The 22716-nt window shown below is 47.2% G+C and carries 22 protein-coding genes; 15 read left to right on the plus strand and 7 right to left on the minus strand.

Features of this window, described 5'->3' with window-relative positions; translation table 11 throughout:
• The first annotated feature begins 93 nt into the window (after positions 1–93).
• The 3 genes from MSKU9_RS10625 to MSKU9_RS10635 all read left to right on the plus strand — a co-directional run bounded on the left by MSKU9_RS10625 (position 94) and on the right by MSKU9_RS10635 (position 3939).
• The gene (locus tag MSKU9_RS10625) at positions 94–1710 is read left to right on the plus strand and encodes a DUF6538 domain-containing protein (RefSeq protein ID WP_141261430.1); all 1617 of its coding nucleotides are present in this window, start codon (positions 94–96) and stop codon (positions 1708–1710) included.
• Between the two features lie 111 nt (positions 1711–1821).
• Positions 1822–2634, plus strand: coding sequence for a TIR domain-containing protein (locus MSKU9_RS10630; protein WP_141261431.1), 813 nt, complete (start codon positions 1822–1824; stop codon positions 2632–2634).
• An 897-nt stretch (positions 2635–3531) separates the two neighbouring features.
• The gene (locus MSKU9_RS10635; RefSeq protein WP_141261432.1) at positions 3532–3939 is read left to right on the plus strand and encodes a hypothetical protein; all 408 of its coding nucleotides are present in this window, start codon (positions 3532–3534) and stop codon (positions 3937–3939) included.
• A 120-nt stretch (positions 3940–4059) separates the two neighbouring features.
• On the opposite strand, the gene MSKU9_RS10640 is transcribed toward MSKU9_RS10635, so the two are convergent.
• The gene (locus tag MSKU9_RS10640) at positions 4060–4632 is read right to left on the minus strand and encodes a recombinase family protein (protein WP_141261433.1); all 573 of its coding nucleotides are present in this window, start codon (positions 4630–4632) and stop codon (positions 4060–4062) included.
• Positions 4633–4843: 211 nt separating this feature from the next.
• On the opposite strand from MSKU9_RS10640, the gene MSKU9_RS10645 reads away from it, so the two are divergent.
• Positions 4844–5614 (plus strand): DUF4755 domain-containing protein, encoded by a 771-nt coding sequence (locus MSKU9_RS10645; protein ID WP_141261434.1) that lies wholly within the window; start codon positions 4844–4846, stop codon positions 5612–5614.
• On the opposite strand, the gene MSKU9_RS10650 is transcribed toward MSKU9_RS10645, so the two are convergent.
• On the minus strand, positions 5583–5984 hold the full coding sequence (locus MSKU9_RS10650; RefSeq protein ID WP_141261435.1) for a hypothetical protein: 402 nt from the start codon (positions 5982–5984) through the stop codon (positions 5583–5585). The genes MSKU9_RS10645 and MSKU9_RS10650 overlap by 32 nt on opposite strands.
• Before the next feature lie 586 nt (positions 5985–6570).
• On the opposite strand from MSKU9_RS10650, the gene MSKU9_RS10655 reads away from it, so the two are divergent.
• The 9 genes from MSKU9_RS10655 to MSKU9_RS10690 all read left to right on the plus strand — a co-directional run bounded on the left by MSKU9_RS10655 (position 6571) and on the right by MSKU9_RS10690 (position 14523).
• Positions 6571–7839, plus strand: a complete 1269-nt coding sequence (locus MSKU9_RS10655) for a DNA-primase RepB domain-containing protein (RefSeq protein ID WP_141261436.1) — start codon at positions 6571–6573, stop codon at positions 7837–7839.
• A gap of 106 nt (positions 7840–7945) precedes the next feature.
• Positions 7946–8827 carry a GTPase family protein gene (locus MSKU9_RS10660; protein ID WP_141261437.1) on the plus strand — a complete coding sequence of 294 codons (882 nt, stop codon included), beginning with the start codon at positions 7946–7948 and terminating at the stop codon, positions 8825–8827.
• 833 nt (positions 8828–9660) lie between these two features.
• The gene (locus MSKU9_RS10665; protein ID WP_141261438.1) at positions 9661–9945 is read left to right on the plus strand and encodes a hypothetical protein; all 285 of its coding nucleotides are present in this window, start codon (positions 9661–9663) and stop codon (positions 9943–9945) included.
• Complete coding sequence (locus MSKU9_RS18100; protein ID WP_162515733.1) at positions 9935–10093, plus strand: hypothetical protein; 159 nt, start codon at positions 9935–9937, stop codon at positions 10091–10093. The genes MSKU9_RS10665 and MSKU9_RS18100 overlap by 11 nt, the downstream gene beginning before the upstream one ends.
• Before the next feature lie 76 nt (positions 10094–10169).
• Positions 10170–10589 (plus strand): hypothetical protein, encoded by a 420-nt coding sequence (locus tag MSKU9_RS10670; RefSeq protein WP_141261439.1) that lies wholly within the window; start codon positions 10170–10172, stop codon positions 10587–10589.
• Between the two features lie 314 nt (positions 10590–10903).
• Entirely contained in the window at positions 10904–11305 is a 402-nt protein-coding gene (locus MSKU9_RS10675) for a hypothetical protein (RefSeq protein ID WP_141261440.1), read from the plus strand.
• Positions 11302–13062 carry a hypothetical protein gene (locus MSKU9_RS10680; protein WP_141261441.1) on the plus strand — a complete coding sequence of 587 codons (1761 nt, stop codon included), beginning with the start codon at positions 11302–11304 and terminating at the stop codon, positions 13060–13062. Before MSKU9_RS10675 ends, MSKU9_RS10680 begins: the two co-directional genes overlap by 4 nt.
• A 292-nt stretch (positions 13063–13354) precedes the next feature.
• Positions 13355–13900, plus strand: a complete 546-nt coding sequence (locus MSKU9_RS10685; protein WP_141261442.1) for a hypothetical protein — start codon at positions 13355–13357, stop codon at positions 13898–13900.
• Positions 13897–14523 (plus strand): recombinase family protein, encoded by a 627-nt coding sequence (locus MSKU9_RS10690; protein WP_162515734.1) that lies wholly within the window; start codon positions 13897–13899, stop codon positions 14521–14523. The genes MSKU9_RS10685 and MSKU9_RS10690 overlap by 4 nt, the downstream gene beginning before the upstream one ends.
• Positions 14524–15203: 680 nt before the next feature.
• Here MSKU9_RS10690 and MSKU9_RS10695 read toward each other — a convergent pair.
• Genes MSKU9_RS10695 through MSKU9_RS10705 form a run of 3 tightly spaced genes read right to left on the minus strand, consistent with a single transcriptional unit; the run spans position 15204 to position 17940 of the window.
• Positions 15204–15959, minus strand: a complete 756-nt coding sequence (locus MSKU9_RS10695; RefSeq protein WP_227002465.1) for a class II aldolase/adducin family protein — start codon at positions 15957–15959, stop codon at positions 15204–15206.
• A gap of 50 nt (positions 15960–16009) precedes the next feature.
• The gene (locus MSKU9_RS10700) at positions 16010–17080 is read right to left on the minus strand and encodes an isopenicillin N synthase family dioxygenase (RefSeq protein ID WP_141261444.1); all 1071 of its coding nucleotides are present in this window, start codon (positions 17078–17080) and stop codon (positions 16010–16012) included.
• Positions 17077–17940: a sugar phosphate isomerase/epimerase family protein gene (locus MSKU9_RS10705; RefSeq protein WP_141261445.1), complete on the minus strand. Its 864-nt coding sequence runs from the start codon at positions 17938–17940 to the stop codon at positions 17077–17079. The genes MSKU9_RS10700 and MSKU9_RS10705 overlap by 4 nt, the downstream gene beginning before the upstream one ends.
• A 280-nt stretch (positions 17941–18220) precedes the next feature.
• Here MSKU9_RS10705 and MSKU9_RS10710 point away from each other — a divergent pair, with 280 nt between their 5' ends.
• Positions 18221–18982 (plus strand): NYN domain-containing protein, encoded by a 762-nt coding sequence (locus MSKU9_RS10710; RefSeq protein WP_141261446.1) that lies wholly within the window; start codon positions 18221–18223, stop codon positions 18980–18982.
• A gap of 17 nt (positions 18983–18999) precedes the next feature.
• On the opposite strand, the gene MSKU9_RS10715 is transcribed toward MSKU9_RS10710, so the two are convergent.
• Both MSKU9_RS10715 and MSKU9_RS10720 read right to left on the minus strand, forming a co-directional pair.
• Entirely contained in the window at positions 19000–20250 is a 1251-nt protein-coding gene (locus MSKU9_RS10715) for a M20 family metallo-hydrolase (RefSeq protein WP_141261447.1), read from the minus strand.
• Between the two features lie 150 nt (positions 20251–20400).
• The gene (locus tag MSKU9_RS10720) at positions 20401–21273 is read right to left on the minus strand and encodes a dimethylarginine dimethylaminohydrolase family protein (protein ID WP_141261448.1); all 873 of its coding nucleotides are present in this window, start codon (positions 21271–21273) and stop codon (positions 20401–20403) included.
• Between the two features lie 421 nt (positions 21274–21694).
• Here MSKU9_RS10720 and MSKU9_RS10725 point away from each other — a divergent pair, with 421 nt between their 5' ends.
• A complete protein-coding gene (locus MSKU9_RS10725; RefSeq protein WP_141261449.1) occupies positions 21695–22669 on the plus strand; it encodes a LysR family transcriptional regulator in 975 nt (324 codons plus the stop codon).
• The last annotated feature ends 47 nt before the right edge of the window (positions 22670–22716 follow it).

The following is a 22716-nucleotide window of genomic DNA, read 5'->3' on the forward strand; positions in this document are numbered from 1 at the left end:
CATAACATATTGATTTAATTGATTTTTATGGTCTTTCCATAACCATAAAAGCCGAACCTTCTACAATCGGCTTCTACAAAATGAGCCGTCTGTATGTTGATTCGTCTCCAATCCGGGTATCATTTCCGCAGGGCCGTGCCTTCACATATCCGTGATATTGTGGGCAAAAAGGAGCTATGGCTCTCCCTTGGCACTAACAAACGCGAGGTTGCCAAACCATATGCGTGTGCAGTTTTCGCAGAGACCGAAAGGCTGTTCCGTTCCGTAATGCACCTCAAGACAGAACTCAGCGAAGACGAAAATTTTGTCAGGAATGAACTGCCTGAAGACGCGCAGAAACTCTTTGACCTGCTTATTCAGGATTACCAGCACAGGATTGCATTCTTACAGACGCAATACGACCATCAGAAGCTCAGACATTCCATGGAAAGTCTGGAACAGGTGGAAAAGCTGGAGAAGGCCAGAAATCTGACTGGCAGAAGTGTGCATCTTCTGGAACGCACTGTCACAGACCTGAAAAAGACCAAAGCCAGCCTTCCAGCCCTGACAGATATCCAGAGCCAGATTAAGGACATGAAAGCCTTTCTGGCTCCGAAGGAAAAACCTTCTCCCCTGTTTTCAGAAGCGATTAAAATTTTCCTGGAAAGCAAGGACACCACAGTCAAATCCACTGTGGTTAAATCCTACGAACGCACCTTCAAACGCTTTCTCGAAGTTTGTGGGGATAAACCCATGCGGGATTATACCGGGGCAGATGTTGGGCATTTCAAAGCCCTGATGGAACAGCTACCGGAGAGTTACGGCAAACAGCGTAACGACACCCGAACAGTTCAGGAATTTGTGGCAGATGCGAAGAAACGCAAGCTGGCACGCATTTCCGGGAAATCAGTCAAAAACCATTTCACCAAGCTGTCCGGACTTTGGAAGCATTTCCTTCTGCGTGACCTTGTGGATCGCAACGTGTTCACAGGTGGCTGGCAGTTTGACACCAAGTCCAAAACCAATCGTGTGCGCTGGAGTGATAACGACTTAAAGGCCATTGCGGGTCAGCCCTGGCAGTTTGGCACCATCAGCCACAAGACAGCGTCCATGATTGTGGGGATTGCGTCTTATACAGGGATGCGACTGGAAGAAATCTGTCGTTTAAGACCACAGGACATTCAGGAGATTCAAGGTATTCCCTGCATTCTGGTGCAGGATCACCCTGCCCTGAAAGGAAAACCCTGGACGGAATGGAGTGCGAAGACAGAGGCCGGGAAACGTGTCGTTCCCATCTGCACAGCCTTGCAGGAAGCCGGATTGCTGGACCTTGCCCAAAGGGCCATGAACCAGAAACGTCACTATCTGTTCCATGACATTGATTTTAAGGGGCAGGACAACAAGCGTTCTGCTCACTTCCAGAGAGATTTCAGTAAATTCAAATCACGCCTTGGTATTGGCAGAAGCGTAGTGTTCCATTCGTTCCGGCATAACGTGTCTACCAAACTCAGAAACATTCATGAGCATGGCGAGGGTGGCTTACGTGAATCCTGGATTGATGACTTTCTGGGACATGAAAGCCACGACAAATCGGTCGGAAGCACAGTCTATTTCGATGATGTGGATATTGTGAACCTCAAGAGGGTTGCAGAAAGCGTAAAATATCCTGAGTTTTGGGATGTAAGAAATTTGTTCTTACCTAAAGATAAGGATCATATTATCTTTCAATAAATACTCTTATTCAACGACTAACTTCCTTGCCCACATATATGTTTCTCGCTTATCATTTACACATATATTTCACCAAAACTTGTGAATAAATGAAAAAGGATATCACATAAAATGTTTAGAGGCTTCAACCTATCACTTGAAACCGAATTTGAAGGATACAAACCCAAAGGAAAAAATGAAATTAGAGTTAATAGTGCCAATATCAAGGCTGATATAGATAAGTTCTTAGATAAAGATGGGAATATTATTGCTGACAGAATTATCAAAGAATGGTTTCCCAATAAAAGATTTGACGTTTTTATTTCACATTCCCATAGAGATATCGATAGAGTTTCTTCATTATGTGGCTACTTAAAGGAAAGGTTTGGATTGAGTTGTTTTGTAGATTCTGAAATATGGAAATACTGTGATGACTTACTCAGGGGAATTGACGATAAATATTGCTGGAATCAAAATTCAGAAACATATAACTACAAAAAAAGAAACAGTACGACAGCACATGTTCACAATATGCTATCTATAGCTTTAGCCCAAATGATGGACAAATGTGAATGTCTATTTTTTATAAATACTGACAACTCGATAAAGAATAAAGTATCTGACAAATACTCAGAGCGAACATCAACATACTCACCTTGGATATATTATGAACTATCCATGTTAAATCTAATACGTGTAAAACCTCCTACACGCGAACGCTTAGTAAGCGAAAGTAGAAAAGACAGCACTACATCTGTAATGTCAAGCGATTCTGCTCCAATACAATATACCATTGATGTCAGCAACATGACAGATATAACACAATCAGATATATATCTCTGGAATACCAAAAACAGAGATCATCGATATTCTATGGGACAACACTCATTAGATGTGTTTTATGATTTGTTCCCCAAAAAACCAAATGAATTTCGCCATGTATGAATGAAAATCCATGCATAATACAGAAAAAATAATTACTCCGTAAAATAGTAATAGAGTTTCTGACCGCATAACTGAGGTCACATCCTTGATAGTTGTTTTATCTACGCTCAAAGAAAAATCAGTTACCTCCTGCTTTCTCACAAAATCATATAGACAGCGAAACTTTCTCTCTTGAGCAAGATAATATCCATCCAAATACCAAAAGGATATTGAAGGAATCAAATAAACAAAAACATTTATATAATTTTTGTAATCACTCTTAAACGCCAACGCAGATATAGCTGCTATAATAGTTACATTAGCTGTTTTAATAGAGAATGATGCAGTTGCCATACGGCTTATGATATTTTGTATAAACTCTAGATGTTTTATTTTATTAGAATTATTTATTTCCAATGACATAAATATACCCCCGATAAGAATATTCTGTATTATTTTAACCCTACTTCGGTTGACAGCCAAGCGATCTAAAGCCTGCAACCCTACAATTTTTTTATTTTAAACTTTATATAGCACCTAAATTATAACATTTGAAAAAAAATACCTAACTAATTTATACATTCAACATCAAAATAAAATCCAACCTGAGCATCACAGACAGAAAGCAAAGCATATCATGAAAGATTTTTTAATTTTACATAGCTACTATCCGTACTGTGTAACTCTATTATTTTCTATATTTTTACTTTATAAATTAACACTTCCGCTTTTTGTCAGAATATGTCCACAAACTATAAAAATAACCACTATCACATATTTTTTTCTCTCATACGTCAGCTTTCTTATTATTTTTTTAGCAAAAAAATTCTCTTGGTTCTCTAATGACGGCAATGCACTGAATGAATATGGAAAAAAACAATCCAATTTTTTGTATTTTTCACCCAAATAGATTTTGAAATGCAAATTTATTTTGTTTTATTATCAATAATTTTTATTCCATTTTTTGCTTTATATCTTTTTTGTGGTTATTTCGGTATCGGACGTTTCCCTGTTAAACTAGGAATTATTTTCCGAGGTGCTACAATATTTTGTGCAAAAGGATTTATTTCATTTAGTGCAGTTTCAATATGTTCCATTATAGGCATTCCCGCATTAGGACTAAGCCAAAAATACAATCCAACAAAATTTTTGTATTGTGATGAAGCATTAATAATCTGTTTTTTTGCTTTCCTAACGATCTGTGTTTTTTCTAATTGGGAAGCTTGCTTGAACGAAGCACATCTCAAAAACAACAGATTTTTTAATCTTTTAGAGTGTATTAACAAGCGTATGACCAAGAACGAAATAGATTTTGTAAAAAGATAGAAAACATTAATATTTTATCTGGTGACATAGCTTAAAAAAATCGTATCAAAAGCCCACGTTTCCGGGACATGGCAGAAAAGCTCTGGCTGTCATGTCTTGGTTTCATATCAGAACTGCGGTTTATGATACAGCCTGAACGGGATTCATGGCTCTCCATGCTGTCATGCGTGAGGTATTCAGGATGCGGGCTACCTCACTGACAGACTTCCCTTCCTCCCTGAGCCTCTGGGCGTGTGTTCTCTGATGTTTGGTCAGGGAACTCTTTCTCCCAAGATGCACACCATTGGCCCTGGCTGATTCCAGACCGGCTATACAGCGTTCCCTGATAATCTCCCTCTCAAACTCCGCAAAGCCAGCCAGAAGGGTCAGAAACAGCCTTCCCGATGGTTTGGCCGTATCAACCCCAAGATTGAGAATACGTACGCTTATGGCTTTTTCATGAAGCGTATCAATCAAAGACAGGACATCCACTGCATTACGGCCAAGCCTGTCCAGCTTCACCACTGTCAGCGTATCCCCCTTCCTCAGAGCCTTGAGCAGTCCTGAGAGCACAGGTCTCCGGTTCGCCAGCACACTCCCTGAAATTTTCTCTGTCCTGATTGTGTGGGAAGTCAGACCATAACGCACCAGTTCCTTGATTTGTGGGTCATTGGTCTGGTCGTCAGTTGATACGCGGGCATAGCCATAATCCATGTTATTTCTCCATCAATAATTACTCCATTGGTGATACAGATTTACGATACAGAAGTTTCATCAATAAAAATGCACTTATTCTACAATATCAGAAATATGTGTTTCTGGTATACTATATTGAAAGAATTTTTTACATGATGGAGACTTGCGTGACGTTTAACAGGCTCAGAAAAATGTGCTGTTCCCTGTCCTCTAACATGGGAGTTTTGTCATGATTGTCATTGAAAAAGTCTCAGACGGGATTAATATTAAACAGGCAACAGACAAGTATATATCTCGTCTTTTGTTCTTCAAAATTCCTGTTATATGTGCATCACATTTGACGTTTTTGGGATTTCTAGCCGTTCTATTTGGCAGTAAAAGAAACGCACATGAAAATATTATAATCTCTGCGATAGGCATGTTTGTAACTACATATTTTATATGTTTGCTTCCTTTTCCCATATTTTGGCTATTACGAATGGCATACTATAATTTAATTGGAGGTAAATTACTAAATAAAAAATACAGCGCAATATTAAATTCAGAATATTCAAAAATAAAACAAAAAATTGAAACCTACCAAAAGCCAATTATCTATGCCGATTATAGTCTTGCCATTCTTCAATGTCGCACTACTCGATTGGGGTGGTCCAAAGTTATGGCTTACCCCAACTTCATTGCGTTCAATGGACGAGACTTCTTCATGACCGACAATATAGGTCGCATGGTCAAGTTTAACTGGGATGACGTTCGCCAGTGGAGTCACGGCACACAAACAGGTGGAATGTTATATGGTGGAACCCCAAGCCAGGGCATTAACAATGAAATCGCCAATAGCCAACAGAGAGTAAAAAATGCAGAAGCCAGTGGTTTCTTTGTGACCATCAGGGATGTCAATCAACCTAAATGGCAGTTCGAGACTTCAGACCAAGCTCTACAAAACAAATGGATGGAAATCTTCCGTCAGGTCAAAGACGGAACCCTGAAACTCCAGGCCTGAATGAATTCACATCAGTCAGACACTTCCCATTTCCTGTCTGGCTGATGTTCCCTTTCTGAGGGATGTCATACACTTCCTGACCAGCATGGTGGCTTGCTTCTTCATTCTGGTCAGGAGGTTCAATTCCCATACCCTGGAGACGTTCCAGCAAAGCCAGAACAGCAGAAGTATCCTCTGCACTGACAGCAGGTTTTCCATTGGAAGCCACCAAGGCTTTCCCTGCATTTCTGTCCTGTCTGATTTTTTCTAGAATAGCCAGTGTCAGCCACTCTCCGGCTTTCATGCCCTGCTTCTGGCTCTGTGTAATGACAGCTTGCCTGACATCAGCAGAAATCCCCCTGATACCCCATGTTTTCGTAGTGTCTTCCATATGTTCTCTTCCCTGTTGAACAGACCTGTCCAACCAGTATGACAGGAATACAGGCAAGGAAGACTGGACATTGCAGGGAATGGCTCAACAGCCAGTTTAACAAAGGATGTCCTGAAATCTGGACAACAAAAAAGCCAGACTTATGAGAATCTGACTTTGAAACCAACGATGGGGAACTACTCCATCGAACCACTGCTTTTGCATAAGCTCACTATGGTCTGTATGATTTAATACATAAATAAAAACGAAATAAAATAGGAATATTATTTTTATATTGAAATATTTCTATCATCTATGCTTTAATAAGAAAAAAGCCAGATGCAATAACATCTGACTTTCATAACCATGATGGAGAAGAGCCACCAATACATTCACTGCGTTTTCTTAAGTTGATTATGTGATATTTAAATGAATTAGTCAAGTAAAAAAAGTGCGTATTGGAAGTTTTTTTCCATCATTATTAAAGGAGAAAAATTTTATGGGCGCAATTTTAAAGAAAGACATTTATACAGACCCAAGTGAAGACAGAATATTACCCTATAACGGGTAAGCCTTTTTCACTCTCAATCGTATCAATAATGGGCATATGACCCAGAAAGCCTACAAGCTGGATCAGCTTGAGTTTGTACTGTCCCATATCGCCAATGACAGGGATACCTACATGGCTCAGGGCTTCTTTTCCAGACCATGCAGACGTGCCCTGTTCATAGAAACCATGACCCACGCCTATGTGGATATCGACTGCTACAAGACAGAATTTTTTCCAGGCTGGATGACCAGACAGCAGAAGGTGCAAAGCATCCTCTCCTATTGTGATGACAATCTTATTCCTGTTCCTTCTGCCATTATCTCATCAGGGCGTGGCATTTATCTCAAATGGTATTGGGCCTCACCCATCCCAAGAGAGGCTGTAGGACGTGCTGTAGCCCTCAACAAACAGCTTGTGTCCCTGTTTGCCCCACTTGGTGCAGACCCGGCCTGTGTGGACGTATCCAGAATCCTGCGTGTTGTGGGAACCCTGAACAGCAAGAACAACCAGCCAGTAGAACTGTTGCACCAGACTGACAGGGATGGTCATGCCATGACCTATGTCTTTGATGATTTTGCAGACGAGGTTCTGCCCTATTCCCTTGAGCAGATACGCGAATGGAGAGAAGCCCAGAAGCAACGCTATGAAGCCAGGGGACAGGTCATCCACCTGGCACGTGAGAAAGCCAGGGAAAGGCTCAAGGCTGGCAACCGAAAGGCATTCAACAGGTTTGACTGGTGCTGGTGTGTTGTTGAGGACATCAGAACCATTGCTGACAAAAAATATGGAGGTGTCATTCCCTATTGTGAGGAGTCCGGGCATGTGGCTGGTCCTGACATGTATGCCCATATCGGGGCTTCCATGCTTGGCAATATCATCCCATCCCAACAGCTATGGCCGGAAATCAGGACATGGGCTGGTCTCATCCTTCCAGCATCCTATGTGAATGACAAAAGAAACCTGCTGGCTCATTCGTCCACCCTGCTCAAGAAAGCGAAGCAGGTTGCCAATATGACGGAAGAAGAACGTATAAGGAACGAAGACGCCGGACTTAATCGTAAAGGAGCTTATCGTTATAAAACACAGACCATCATCGACAGGCTTGGCATTACGTCTGATGACATGCGAAATTTCAATCTCAAGGTGTTAATTGATAAGGACGAAAAACGCAGGAGAGACAGGGAAAACACCATGCAACAGCGTAGAGAAGCTGGTGTTATGGAACGTGTAGAATGGCTATCAATGGTAAAAGCAGATAGTGCAGAAAGCCGTAAACCATGGCTGTCGTTGGGAATTTCCAGAGCAACATATTATAGAAATAAATAATATATATACATATTATGAGCATTTGACGTAATAAAAACCATTGAATATCTCAAAGACACAGGTAAATTATTTTTCATCTTTTGTTGCTATAGATGGTGAAAGTCAAATGTCCAATTTGTTTTCAGAAAAATTTGATACTAATAATGATAATAAAATAAAAATCAGAGAGTTAATAGAAAATAGGATTAATAAAATAAAAAATTATACGCCAAAAATTGGCGTTTTTGGCGTAACTGGTGTCGGTAAGTCATCTTTATGCAATGCTCTTTTTGGTAAAGAAATTACAAAAGTTAGTGATGTACACGCTTGCACGCGACAAATACATGAAATTAAGATTGGTTTTGACGAAAATGGTGGTCGAGGGATTATCTTGCTGGATGTTCCTGGCCTCGGAGAAAACCTAGAACGAGATAATGAATATAAAAAGCTTTATAGTGATATAATTGAAGACCTTGATCTCGTAATATGGGTCATAAAAGCAGATGATCGTTCATATTCAGTCGCAGAAGAAGCCTATAAAAATATTCTTTTACCTCACCTTGATAGGTGTCCTGTATTTTTTGTTATAAGCCAAATTGATAAAATCAATCCCATTAGAGAGTGGGACGAAGCAAATAATAAACCAGGACCAACGCAAGAAAAAAATATTTTAGAAAAAGAAAAAAGCATTAGTGAAGCCTTTAATGTAAGCTTCCGCAATATTTCTGTCGTTTCTTCAACAGACAATTATAATGTTAGTGAAACTCTTGAAAAAATAATTGAAATACTCCCAAACGAAAAAAAATATTCCGTTTTTCGAGAAGCAAAAGAAAATTTAAAAAACGAAAAAATGGAAGAAAATGCTGAAAAAGGAGTATGGCAAAGCGTAAAAGATTGGGTAGGGAACGCATGGAATGCGAATAAAGAGCTTATAACAGAGATACTATCTTCCTCAATCATTGAAACAGCTAGTAAAATTTCTAAAAAATTACTCAGTTTTTTTAAATAAATTATAGAAATATAAATAAAGATATCATAATTTTTTCTTGAATAGACACAACCTATATCAATATAATTGAGACAGGTTGTGTCCCTACATATAATCTGCGTAGCCCTGAGATAAATTAAATCTGAAAATTAAGGTTTAATATTAATGGAGACTACCAGATAAAACTCAAAAGAAACCAATAAATAGAGAGCGTAGCATTGCGGAGCGACTAAAAGGAACAGTCAACAAACAAGTGTCTCACGTGTGAAAAGAATAAATCAGGGCAATGAGCGAAGCGATGCCCATTACGTTAGTGAAGTAAGGTTTAATCTTAGGTCACATAGTGACCGGGGGTCTGGGGGGATTTTTTCAATTTTTTGACCAAAATGTCGATTTGGCTTTTGTGTGAGACTCAGCACTCCCTACATATAACCACACATTTTATGGACAATGCTCAGAATTGCCACATCATAAACATTTTACCCTTCAGGCATATAATCCTACCCCTTAAAGGTTTTTCGTTGCTCCATATGTCTTATGTCGTGTTTTCCAAGCTATCCCGCGTAATGGATATACCGGAATCATTTCAGAACATTGGTTTTCTCTCAATTTCGGGATGTTTTCCCTTTTTATCTCCATTGCTCAACAGCATTTTATGTTGAGTAACGCGCTGTTTTTTCTTCTCATAGTCAACACAAAACTCTGTTGACCATTTCACAAAAAACATAACAACCATTTAACATAAATAATAAAATACGATATTTACAAGCATAGATTAACATTATACTTGATTTTATGTTTAATATAATGTTATTATATAATAATAAAGCAACGTAATTTAAAGGGGGAATATTATGGCAAAAGCCAAAAAATCATTATTTACATCGTTTGGTCTTCTTAATTTTCAGGAACGCAAGGTGCTGAATGAAGGCAATACGTTCTTTGAAGCATCACCAGAGGGGGGTAAGTCTGACAAGACGTTTTGCGTCACACTGGATGATGGAAAGCAGATGTATTGCTATGTCAGCAACGACAAACTAGCGTTTTACAAAGCCAATCTGGATGGCTCTGACAAACAATGGCTGTTCAATATTTTCCCGGATGGGGGGCATATTTTCTGCTCATTCCATGGAAAATAAAAAGCGTAAAAAAGCACAGGCCAAGGAACAGGAGCAGAAAACACAACAGGCTGATGCTCAGAAGCCGGAACGCAGAACTTTGACGCTCCCCAAGGCTTCACATCAGAAAGCCCCTGTTGTCGTGGAAATCACAAAAAAGAAACGCTAATTCCCTTACCCTTCACCATTCAAACAGACAAAATTCACAAGGAGTTTTTCAGTCATTTTATAAGGAGATTTTAATCATGCAATTTCGATTATTAGAGAACAAAGCCAGACCCAAATGGGAAATCAGCCGTTGGACATACAGCCCTGAAAAGAAACGAGCCATCAAGGAAACTCTTGGCTCTTTCCCCTGCTACTATTCCATGGTTTCCCGTGACATTCTGGATAAATGCACCACGCAGGAAAAAGCAGAGGTTCTGGAATGGTGGCGTGTCACCAGTGAAGCCGTAAACAGGGAACGTGTCAGAAGTCAGGTCACAAAGCTTCCTGTTATCTTCAAAGACCTTGAAACCCTGCTGGATGTTATCCAGGACAATCCTGAAGACCTCGCAGAACTCAAAAACCATGCCTATGCGTTGAAAGATGCTGTCAGCAAGGTTGTTCGCAAGAAGTCACGCCAACAGAAAAATCAGGAAGCAGTCAATAGCGTTCCCGCTTGACCTTTCCTTATGTTTTCCCCTTCATAGTCAACAGTATTTTATGTTGACTGTTTCTCTATTTTTATAATGTTTCATCAACACACAACGCTGTTTAAGTTTCCAGACAAGAAACACATTTTATAAAAAGCACCTGCATTATACCTGGAAAATACCTTTTCTTCTTATTGTCTGTTTTCTTATCTTGTTTGCCATCTCCTTTGTTATCTTTTGAGTATAGCCAGCCATACCAGTATCCGCTTCGCGTCTTCTGGTAGCTGGCAAGGGGGAAAATGCTTTTCCCCCGTTGACCCCCATTTAAGCAGGAGACCCATTGCATGAGTGAAAAAAGAAAACTGAAAAAATCGTTACTGGTTCGTCTGGATGATGAGCAATATGCGAGCATCACAAACCATGCCAGACAGCGTGACATCACAGCCAACAGTCTTGTGCGTGAGTGTATGGCAGGTGCTCTTTCTCCCTCTGATACATATCAGAGGATCAAGCCAGTCAAAGCCTATAGTCCACGCACACCACCCAGGCCGGAATACATCAAGGAACTCTACAGGCTCAGGGAAAGCACGGCTGAACTGTGTGGGGCATTGGTTCAGTATGCCATCAAAACCCGTCAGGATGGTCATGTCATGGCGCATGAGGAAGCCGAGAAGCTTATTCCTGATGTGCGTCAGGCTGTGCTCAATCTCGATACCCTACACAGAAAGCTTGAGAGACATGGATGATAGGGGGAGCCACCCGAGGCAAGGGAGGGTATAACCTCTGGCGTCATCTCCGCGATGACAAAAAGCAGAATGATGCCACCTTTGCAGGCGCGTCACGTGGTCTGGTTCAGCAGGGTATTACAGACCAGATTAAAGAGCTTACCAGCATTGGACGCTATGCCAGCCACTCCAAACCTCTCTACCATGTTCACGCAGACCCTGCGAAAGACTGGACGGCTCAGGAATGGGAAGCCTACTGGCAGGACTACGAGAAAGAATTTTCTCTCCAGAAACAGCCCTTCTCTGAATCCATCCATGTCAAACATGGCAGGGAACACAGACACAGGGTTTATTCCCTGCTCCTTCCATCGGGCTCCTGTCTTCGCATGGACAATGACCATGCCAGACGCGAGAAAATCAACAGACTGGCTAAACTTCGCACAGGGGAAACCATCACACCGGGTGCCCATAATCGTGCTGTCATCAAAGCTCTGGAGGCAGAAGGCAAGACAGCAGAAGCCCAACGTTTAAGAGATGCAGGACTTTGGGACATCCAGAAACCTAAAGCCCGATTAAAACCCCAGGAACGTGCTCAACAGGAACGCACCCATATTGATAAGGCTGGTCTTGCCCGTCTTGTTCTGACTGGCTGTAAAAAATACAAACCCGAATTACTCATGGCAAAACTGGCACAATTTAACTGTCGTATCTATATGGGCGAGAAAGGTCCTGTTGTGATTGACCAGTCAGGTAACGTTCATGCCTTTAACAGGCTGGTCAATCTTGGCTCAAAAGCCAGTGGACATAAACGTCCTCTGAAAATGACCATGGAACAAGCCAGAACCTACTTTAATCATATTAATTTACCCCTCTATTCAAATGCAAAAAAGGAGAAAAATCATGAAGGAAAACGAACAGAAAAACAGAATCACTCTTTATCAACAGACCTATCAGGAAGCCTCTGGAGCCAACAGCACAGCAAAGGAAATCCTGGGCTTACTGGCAGAAGTGGGAGACAAACCCTCACCCATCGACCAGATACAGCAGTTGCTCGAAACCATCGCACAGCAACAGGTTCAAATCCTGTCATCACAGGGGAAAATTTTGCAAAGGCTATCAGCACTGGAAAGCTGAACAGAGGCGTCACCCACGTTGCCAGTCTATCCCATATTATTCTGATTACTCCGGATTATATCAGGGACATAAAAGCACGATTGAAACAGGCAAAACAGGAAGACTGGTATTTTTATCGCAGAGCCTATCAGAACCTTAAAGACCAGCAATACTGGCTGGACCAATGCAACAACAGCATTGACAGCAACATTCTGCTTTTGCTGGTGGAACTGTTCCTAAGCCTGTTTTTTGGTGGGTCTGTGACTATCAGAAACAAGCCTTATCCCATTGCCATGAATTTTGGGCTTCCTGCTCCCATCAGTGATGCGACATGGAACATGATGAGTGATGATCAGCAGGAAAATGTCCTGTTCCAGAGCTTCCTTTTATACAGGGCATCCTACAGGAATTATCAGAAGTTACATGTCCAACAGAACAGGATTCCTGTTACGTTTGAGTATTTTCTGAACCTGCATGGAAAGGATGTTTTGACACAGATGGTTTCCAAAAGTGCGGACTATCTGAAAAACAAATTCATCGACTGGCAGAACAGAAAGATGGACGCGGAAAATGCGAAAATTCTTCAGGAAACAAATAACGCCATGACATGGGTGAAACAGAATAATTCAGAGGCTGAAAGCCATGAGAATATTTTAAAAATCTAGGCACCATACGCACGCCGGAGATTTTACAAATCTCCTGTTCCCCTGCTTTGTGCGTGACAAGTCAGAAACAGAGTTTCTTCCTTGTGAGAGAGTGCCAAAAATTAAAAAGACACGATTACTGGAAATAAATCTATTTTATTTAAAATAATTAAATAAATACTGTTTCAAAAACTTGACTTTTTGAATACATAACCCTTATCATTTAAATACAAAGGGAAAATCGTATTCAATATTGTATATTCAAAAGTATTTTAGAAAATAATCCCTGATTAACAATTTAAGGAGATATTTTATGAGTGAAATTACATTCCGCACTGGAAAGCTGACCATCCATCATATTTTTTCACCTGTTGAAGGGTTTGATGACATCGCACCAGGATATGTCAAAGACTACAGGACATTCCTGCAATCCTCTAAAATTACAAAAACAATGCAGGAAGCCTATATTTCCGCATTGCGTGAATTCCCGGTATATCCCGAAAGCAACAAGCTTGAAGGCACGATAGAAGACCAAGCCTATAAATTATTAGATTTATATCATTCTGATGGCATCCAGAATATTCTGGACGTGCTCGCTCCACAGATTATTGAAAAATATGGTGAAGACCAGTTATCCGTTTTCATAGTAGCTTTTCTGGAAGGTGTTTTAAGAGACATTGAAATCATAAAGGGAGATGGCAAAAATCACCTGTCCTATTTCAATCGTGACCTTGATTGTAGCTGTGCTTCTGTCCTGAAGAGCTACTTTCCTGATGATTATGCATGGGGAGATTATCTGGCCCGCTATTTCCTTGCAGACAGAGTGACAGCCCTGCATGTCTTTGGTGGTGTGCAATGATTTATGGATATGCACGTGTCAGCACCAGAGACCAATCTACTGATATGCAGGTCAGTCGATTGCTGGAAGCCGGGATTCCAAAAGAAAGAATTTTCATGGATGTCATTTCCGGTGCAACAGAAGACAGGCCACAGTTAAACAGTTTGCTGTCTCTGTTAAACAGGGGGGATGTTCTGACTGTCTGGAAGGTGGACAGGCTTGGAAGACGAACAGCCCATCTTGCACGATTGCTGGAAGAGTTTGACCAGAAAGGGATAACAGTCAGAAGTCTGACAGAGGGTGTGGATACGTCAGACAGGTCAAGCCGTGTCAGTTATCTGCTGATGTCGGTCATTGCTCAAAATGAGCGTGAAACCATTAATGAGCGCATTAGAAGTGGCATAGACCATGCTCAGAAATATGGAACGAAAACTGGTCGTCCCATAGGCAGACCCAAAGCCAGTTCTGCAAAGGTGCAACATGCTCTGGACCTTTTAGCCTCTGGGAAAAGCTACAGACATGCGTCTTCCATTGCTGGTGTGTCTTTAGCCACATTGGTCAGGCGTGTTCAGTCCATGCAACAGAAAAACCAGTTTACTCGCCAGACCAGTCTTTTTGAGGCGTTGAAACAGGAAGCCTTCTGACAGAAAGGTCTTGATTTTCTACGAAGGTCTTCTACAATTTCCTTCACGTCAGGATTATAAAAGTCTTTAATATCAGCATGTTATTTAGGAGACTGCGGGATTCTTGACTTTCCCCGCAGCTCGCAGACCCGACGGACATCATGACCATGCGCTGGAAATCCTGTTCCGTAGACTGGTTTAAATATTCTTCCGTAATTGGCATTTGACAAAAGTATTAAAATTTTTTGGGCGCTACCTTGTTCCAAACACGCAGCGTTTCCTGAAGCTTTTGGGAAAAAGCTTCACCAAAACCTGCTTCATGGCTTCATGAACACTTCCTGAAATACTTTCTGGAACGGCCTTGCCTGGCCTTTGTGCACTGTCTCTTTCCCCGGCAATCATTAGCTATTGGGACAGGTTGCAAAATGATGCGATTGGTCGCCTTATCCATTTCTTCCTGAGCCGCCTGACAGGCCATACATGGCATCATGCAAACAGGCCCGCAGGCCATAAAGACCTGCGGGCCTGTCACCGTGACCTGTTTATCTGCCGCAATAACCTGCAGCCACAAGACTGTTTGAAACAGCCCACAAATCATAAGGACGTTTTGGGTCAGGAATTTTTTCAAAAAGGCGGCACCCGAAAACTTTTTTACAACTGTTTTTCAATAGTTGTTTTTCAACATCCTCTAAAAAACTGCATCAGTTCTTGTAATCCGGCTGTTCGCGATCCAGCTTACGACGCAGGGCCTGCCAGATCAGGCTGCCCTGATCGGGATCATCATCAAACTGCTTCTTTGCGCGCAGGATCTGTGTCTCGGATGGAACGTGCAACGGCACACCCGTCGCCTGCGCCGCGATCTGGATCTTGCATGACTGGTTCAGGTAATACATGCGGTAGAACGTATGCGCGACGGTCGTGCCGACGGTCAGCAGTCCATGGTTTTGCAGGATCAGCGCATTACGGTCACCAAGGTCACGCACAAGGCGTTCGCGCTCGCTCAGGTTATCATCCGCCGCGATCCCCTCGTAGGGATGGAAGCCGACGCTGCCGTAGAATTCCATGTTGATCTGGTTCAGCGGCAGGATGTTCCGGTCCTGTGCCGCCACCACCATACCGGGGATGGTATGGGTATGCATGACGCAGGCGGCATCCGGCCTGCTGCGATGGATGGCGGAATGGATGACAAAACCCGCCGGGTTGATCGGCCAGGACGTTTCCTGTCTGGGCAGGCCGTCCGCATCCACAACAACCAGGGAACTTGCGGTAATTTCCTCGAACAGAAGACCATAGGGATTGACCAGATAGGCATGACGGTCCCCCGGCAAACGCACGGACAGGTGCGTATAGACAAGGTCGGTCATGTCGAAATGCGCCATCAGGCGATAGGCTGCAGCCAGGTCCTCACGCAGGGCCTGCTCGGTCATGGCAGATGATGTAACCGGTGAAGTAGACATGATGTCGGAAAATCCCATCCTGTAGCAAACGTCTGACCGCCGTGACGGGGTCAGGCCTTATCATTTTTTGTGCGCTTGAAATGCCCGAACGTGGCCACCTTGCGCGCGCCCGTGGGCAGCGACAGCGTCCCGTCCGCCACGCGACGGACAAGGTACTGGTAGGTCTGCAACGCCTGCGCCCACATGTGTTCCCCGATGGTAATGGTCTCGTAATCCTGCGTACCATTGGCGAAGGCTGGCAGCGGCTGGATCTTGGTATGATAGTCGCAGGCATAGAACAGGGGAAAGGAATATCGTTCCGCCGGGACACTGCGCACGCGATGCGCGGTGGCGACAAACGTACCTGCCGTCATGACTTCCAGCATGTCGCCGATATTGACCACAAAGGCACCGGGTACCGGCGGCGCATCGATCCACTCGCCATTGCCGTTCATGACTTCCAGCCCCGGCTGGTCCGCCAGCAGGATGGTGAAGCATTCATAATCGGTATGCGCACCAATACCGGGCGCATCCTTTACATCCGCGTCATATGGGTAATGGATCATCCGCAGTTTGGAAGGCGGAAAATTGGCGAGGTCATCGAAATACGTTTCCGGCAGCCCAAGGGCCAGGGCAAAGCCACGGAACAGCGTGCGGCCCAGCGCGAAAACGGATTTGTAATAGGCTTCGGCCTCAGACCGGAAACCCGGCACCGTAGGCCAGTTGTTCGGCCCCAGCAGTGGCGTGCCAGCCTTGACCAGCGGGTTGTCCGCCGGGACCTCGAAACCTATGTCAAAGGCTTCCTTATGGTCTGGGCGGCCCTTGCTGTAAACTTCTTCGCCTTCCGGCACGTAGCCCTTATGCGTGGCGGACGCACCGATGTAGTATTTCATCTTTTCTTCGTAAGGCAGCGCGAAGAAATCCCGCGCGGCCCTGCGCACGCCCGCGATTGCGGCATCCGGCACGTCATGGCCGGAAATATAGAGAAAGCCCACATTGCGCGCGGCCGCCCCGAGTTCTTCCGCCACGGCCTGACGCCTGGCAAGATCGGGACTGTACAACCCCGCGATATTGACAACGGGAATGGACGTAAAGGTCTCAACGTGACCGGGCATTACCGTATCCTGTTTGGTGGACGTCATGACGCGTGATCCTGTTGCTTGGTCGAGATGAAATCCAGAAAATGCTGACGTTCCGTCTGCCCCATCCACACATTCAGCCCCCACAGATCGGTCACGGGGGCGTTGGTGAAGGGAAGCGTGTGCAGATAACCATCCGGCCCGCATTCGGGGGTCAGGGTCGTCGTGGTGTAGCCCCGTGCCATCTGGGACAGCCAGACCTTCTCCCAGAACTGCTGGTGAAAGCGCAGGGCAGGCTGGTATTCGGGGGCTGCCGGATGGGGCACCTGCGGCCCCTGGTCATACCCCACACGCGCCTGCACATGGTGCACCCGGCTGACAAAGGCGCTGAAATCATCCAGCGGGTCATCCAGCAGGCGCTCACAGGTCACGACCCAGTGGCTGATATCCGTCGTAAACAGCACATCGGGATGCTGGCGGATGACATCCAGCGTCATCCACGGGCTGGACAGAATGCGCGCGCGGTGGGTTTCAAAACTGCACAACAGGCCGGTGTCACGCGCCACCTCCTGTGCCCGTGCAATGAATTCAACCTGCTGGGCCGCATTCCACCGATCATTGCCGCCCAGCACGTTTATGAAACGCGGTGACATGGGTACTGCGCGTTCCAGTATGGCACGCAGGTCAGTGACATGATCATCCACGCTGGCGGCCTGCCGCGGCAGCACGCCGCCACCGGTCATGGCGATACCGATATAGGGTACACCTTCGCCCCGCAGGATCCGTGCGCATTCAGTTGCCTGCGCCACGGTGGACGGGATCCGTGCCTCGATCCCGTCAAAACCGGCCGCCCGCATATCGGTAACAGGCTGGTCCCATGGGCGCATATCGCCCCACAGCGTCTTGAATATGTCCAGTTGCATCAGTTGGTGCCCCCCAGTGTGGACCAGATGGGAAAGCCGGACGGGATCGAGGCACGGATCATGTAATGCAGCTACCCCCTCAATAGACGCGAAATGATATGTTTACGCAACGACGATCAACCGCCGTGGTCACATGTGTAAATAGGAATTTTCCAAAGTACACTTAGGCATGTACGCCACCAAAGGCATGATGGGTGAAAAGCGGGATCACGTCATTTGCCCGACAGGTCGGCAGCCTGTATCTGACCAGCGGCTGGAGCACGATTTTCCGAAGGGCAGGATGCAGAACAATTCTGAAAAGGCACTCGCTTTACTGATTGATGGGGATAACGCATCCCCCAGGATCATCGTTGGCCTGCTGGAAGAAATCGCCAGTTATGGGGTGGCCAGTGTCAAGCGCATCTATGGCGACTGGACAAAGCCCAACCTGAACGGCTGGAAGGGATGCCTGCTGGAACACGCAATCCAGCCCGTGCAGCAATTTGCCTATACAACCGGAAAGAACGCCACCGATGGCGCGATGATCATTGATGCGATGGACCTGCTGTATACCGGGCGTTTTGCGGGATTCTGCATTGTATCGAGTGACAGCGATTTCGCCCGCCTTGCCGCCCGCATCCGTGAACAGGGGGTAACGGTCTACGGGTTTGGGGAACGCAAGACGCCACGTCCCTTCATTACGGCATGTGACAAATTCGTCTATTTCGATGTCCTCAACCACCACGCCACGCATGACGTGGAAACGCACAGGCACCGGATAGACCGGACCATGTCCCGTGGCCTGTCCTCGGGACAGCCAGTGCAGACCCTGGATGAACAGGATCTGGACAAGCTGCGCAACGCCATCAATGCATCATCGAATGAAGACGGGTGGGCCAACCTCGCATCGATCGGTGCGCATCTGGCCAAGCAGGCGTCGGACTTCAACGCCCGCAACTTTGGCTATACGCGCCTGAGCGATCTGATAACCGATTCCGGTATTGTCGATGTCGAATGGGTCGGTCACCACCCGAAAGTGGTCATGGTGCGGCTGAAGAAATAACCCCGCCGCACCTGTTCTTATGCCGCGTCAATCCGGGTATCGGCCAGCAGCACGGCATGCAGCAGGACATTCGCACCTGCTGTCGCATCCACCGGTTCGGCACTTTCAGCCTCGTTATGGCTGATGCCGTTCAGGCAGGGGACAAACACCATGGCGGTTGGCACCACCTGCGCCATATAGGCGGCGTCATGCCCGGCGCCGGATACGATGTCGCGCATGGAATAACGTTCCTCCTCCGCTGCCTCACGCACGCAGGCGACGCAGGTGGGGTCGAAATGCACGGCGGCTGAATTCCATACCGGCGACACGATCGCCTCAACCCCGCAATCCTCGGCCAATGCCGCGATCCGGGCACGGAAATCCTGCTCCATCGCTTCCAGGACAGTGTCGGAAGGGTTGCGCAGGTCAACGGTGAACATGACGTTTCCGGGAATGACATTGCTGCTGGCGGGCTGGCAGTCGACAATGCCGACCGTGCCCAGACCGTCCTTATGGGACATCGCGACACCATGCACTGCATCGATCATGCGGGCGGCAGCCCACATGGCGTCGGCACGCATGGTCATGGGTGTTGTGCCCGCGTGGGAATCCCGGCCCATGACGCGTACTTCGTACCAACGCATGCCCTGGATGCCCTGCACCACGCCGATCGTCTTTTCTTCGGCCTCCAGCACCGGCCCCTGTTCGATATGCAGTTCGAAATACGCGGCGGCGGGATGCTGGCCACAGGGCTGCGCGCCCGCCTGCCTGCCCTGTGTCAGGGCCTCACCAAGGGTGATGTCGTCACGGTCGGGACGGCTGCGGGCATAGTCTTCGGTAAAGACCCCGGCAAACACACCGGATGCCAGCATGGGGGGCGTAAAGCGTGCGCCTTCCTCATTCGTCCAGTTGACGACTTCAATCGGGTGGCGGGTCTGGACCTTACCGTTTTCCAGCGCGCGCAGCACCGCAATCCCGCCCAGCACACCCAGAATCCCGTCAAAACGCCCGCCGGTCGGCTGCGTGTCCAGATGGCTGCCAATCATGATCGGCTTCAGGTCAGGCTGCGTGCCGGGACGGCGTGCGAACTGGTTGCCCATGGAATCATGGATGACCTCACACCCCAGCGCCCGGCATGTGCTGGCGAACCATTCGCGTACCTTCAGGTCATCCGCTCCAAGCGCCAGACGATGCAGCCCGCCACGCGCGGTCGCGCCAAAACGTGCCGTTTCCATCAGGTCGGACCATAGCTGCGAGCCATCGATCGAGATGCTGTTTTCCATACCCACGGGTCTGTCTCTCCGTTGAATGACGCCGGACGATGCGCAATTGGCCAGGGATGCATCAGGTCGGCAGGACGTGCCGTGCCTGACCGCGCGACGGGACCATGCCGCACATGTCAGGAGCAGGCACGACCATGCCTGCCCCCATACGGTGGGTCAGTCCTTCTTCAGGGATTTGCGGCGCAGCGGCATGGTCATGCAGTGGATGCTGCCACCACCCTGCGAGAACTGGTTGAGTTCCGGGTCCAGCACCGTCAGGCCTTCGGCGCGCAGCATCTGGTTGATGCGCGTGCAATGATGGGGGCTGACCACGCGTTCACGACCCAGCGACAGGACATTGCAGCCCATGTCCCGCATGGCTTCCTTGTAACTGACCGGCAGCAGGCGGATGCCCTGCGCGCGGAACCAGTCCAGATCCTCGTCGGCGATTACGTCCACCGCAGCGATGGCCAGATCTTCCGCCACCATGGTGAAGATCACGTCCAGGTGCAGGAAATGTTCGGGGAAGCGGATCATGCGGCAGGTCCAGCCGGCTTCCTCGAACCAGCTTATGAACTCGGCGGCGCCGGCTTCATCCGTACGGCCACCACTGACGCCAACCGCCAGCAGGCCGGGACGGATGATGTGGATGTCACCGCCTTCGATATGGCCCTTCGTGCAGGTCTTCCAGATTTCGTCCTTGCCGTAGAATTCATGGATCGGCGTGATTTCCGCCGTACGTTCGGGACGGGCGAGGTTGGTGACGACAGTGCCGAACGGCGTGGTCTGGGAACTGTCGCGGGTGTACACCTCGTACGGCATGTCCTTGTGCGGGGTCAGGAAATGGCAGCTGACCTGTTCGCCTTCCAGCGTGGCGACAAGTTCCCTGAACTGCGCATTCAGCGCGGCGCGGTCAATCTGCGCACCGTTGGCCATGCTCTGGATGGCGATATCATTACTGGGAATCCAGGAATAATAATCAGGGGGACATAGCAGCACATCCGCCAGATCCCCGGTTTCACTGTCAATAAACCAGCGGTTCGCGACCATTGCCTTTAATCCTTGTCACATAACTGAATACACTAGGGTATTTCCCGAAAGATAGCGGGGGGCGCAGACGTTCAAATATCAATGGTCCATAGTTTACTTTGTATTTTCATTAATCTTGGCAAACGGCACATCCTGTTACCATTACCATCATCCGCGCAGGGATGCGGCAGCCGCGCATGCCAGACATTTTTTATTTCCAGATCAGTATTTTACGCTTTTCGCCTGACAGCCACACATAATCATTCCACCTGTCCATCGTTGCGGTTTATGGATAAATATGGATAAAGCTGACAACGAATTGGCCATTTCCGACAATGAGAAGGGACAAACGCCTGCCTATGTTCTTATACAGGAATAATTCCGGTTGCCAGCATGGCGGCACGGCATGTTCCATGTCTGATACCTGGTGAATCGATCCTGCATGACGCGAGAACATACATCAAGTCCGGGCAACGGCGCGCGCCGCAAGGCGCCACACCGCAAGGCCGCCGGTTTTCACGGCCAGATCGCCGAAGTGGACCTGCGCCTGCTGCGCGTGTTCCGCACGGTGGCCGAACATGGTGGGTTTGCCGCCGCCGAAGTGGCGCTGGGCAAAAGCAAGTCTTCCATCAGCATCGACATCTCGGCGCTGGAAAACCGCCTTGGCCTGCGGCTGTGCATGCGCGGACGCAGCGGATTTGCGCTGACGGCTGAAGGGCGGATGGTCATGGAAGCCACCAACACCCTGTTTTCCGACATCGCGCGTTTCCAGCAGCGCATCAACGAAGCCAGCGGCACCCTGTCGGGGCGGTTCTGCCTGTACGTGCCTGACAATATCCAGATCCATGGTGAAACGGCGCTGGTCCGTGCGATCGAAATCTTCACCACCCGCCATCCGGGGGTGTTCCTCGACATCCGTTCCGCATCCTCGCGGGAGGTGGAATTCGCGGTACTGAACGGGCAGGCTTCCGCCGGGATCATGCTGAACCCGCGCCACCTGCCCAACATGCACGCGACCCCCCTGTTCCGGGAGGAGCTGCACCTGTTCTGCGGCATGCGCCATCCGCTGTTCAGCATGCCCGAAGACGAGATCACCCCCGAAGTACTATCCCAGCATCGCATGATCGAGGTATCGGGCGCCGCATCGTCACCCATGTGGGAGGGGATACGTCCCCACCTGACCTTTGCCGCAGCTGCCGAAAACGTTGATTCGCGCGCTCTGCTGATCCTGTCGGGCAGTTATGTCGGTTTTCTGCCTGAACCCTTTGCCCAGCCCCTGCTGCGATCCGGCCTGCTGCGCCGCATCACGCTGGGGGGGCTGGAACTGGTTACGGGTTTCTACTTCATTGCCCGACCATCGCCCGAAACCGGGCTGATGATCGATATATTCCGCCGCATTCTGGAAGAAGCCTGCTAGCGCGGGCGCCACACAGATGGTTTTCCACCCTCGATTCCTGCCCCATA

Origin of the sequence: Komagataeibacter diospyri, assembly GCF_006538165.1 — a bacterium.
GTDB lineage: Bacteria > Pseudomonadota > Alphaproteobacteria > Acetobacterales > Acetobacteraceae > Komagataeibacter > Komagataeibacter diospyri.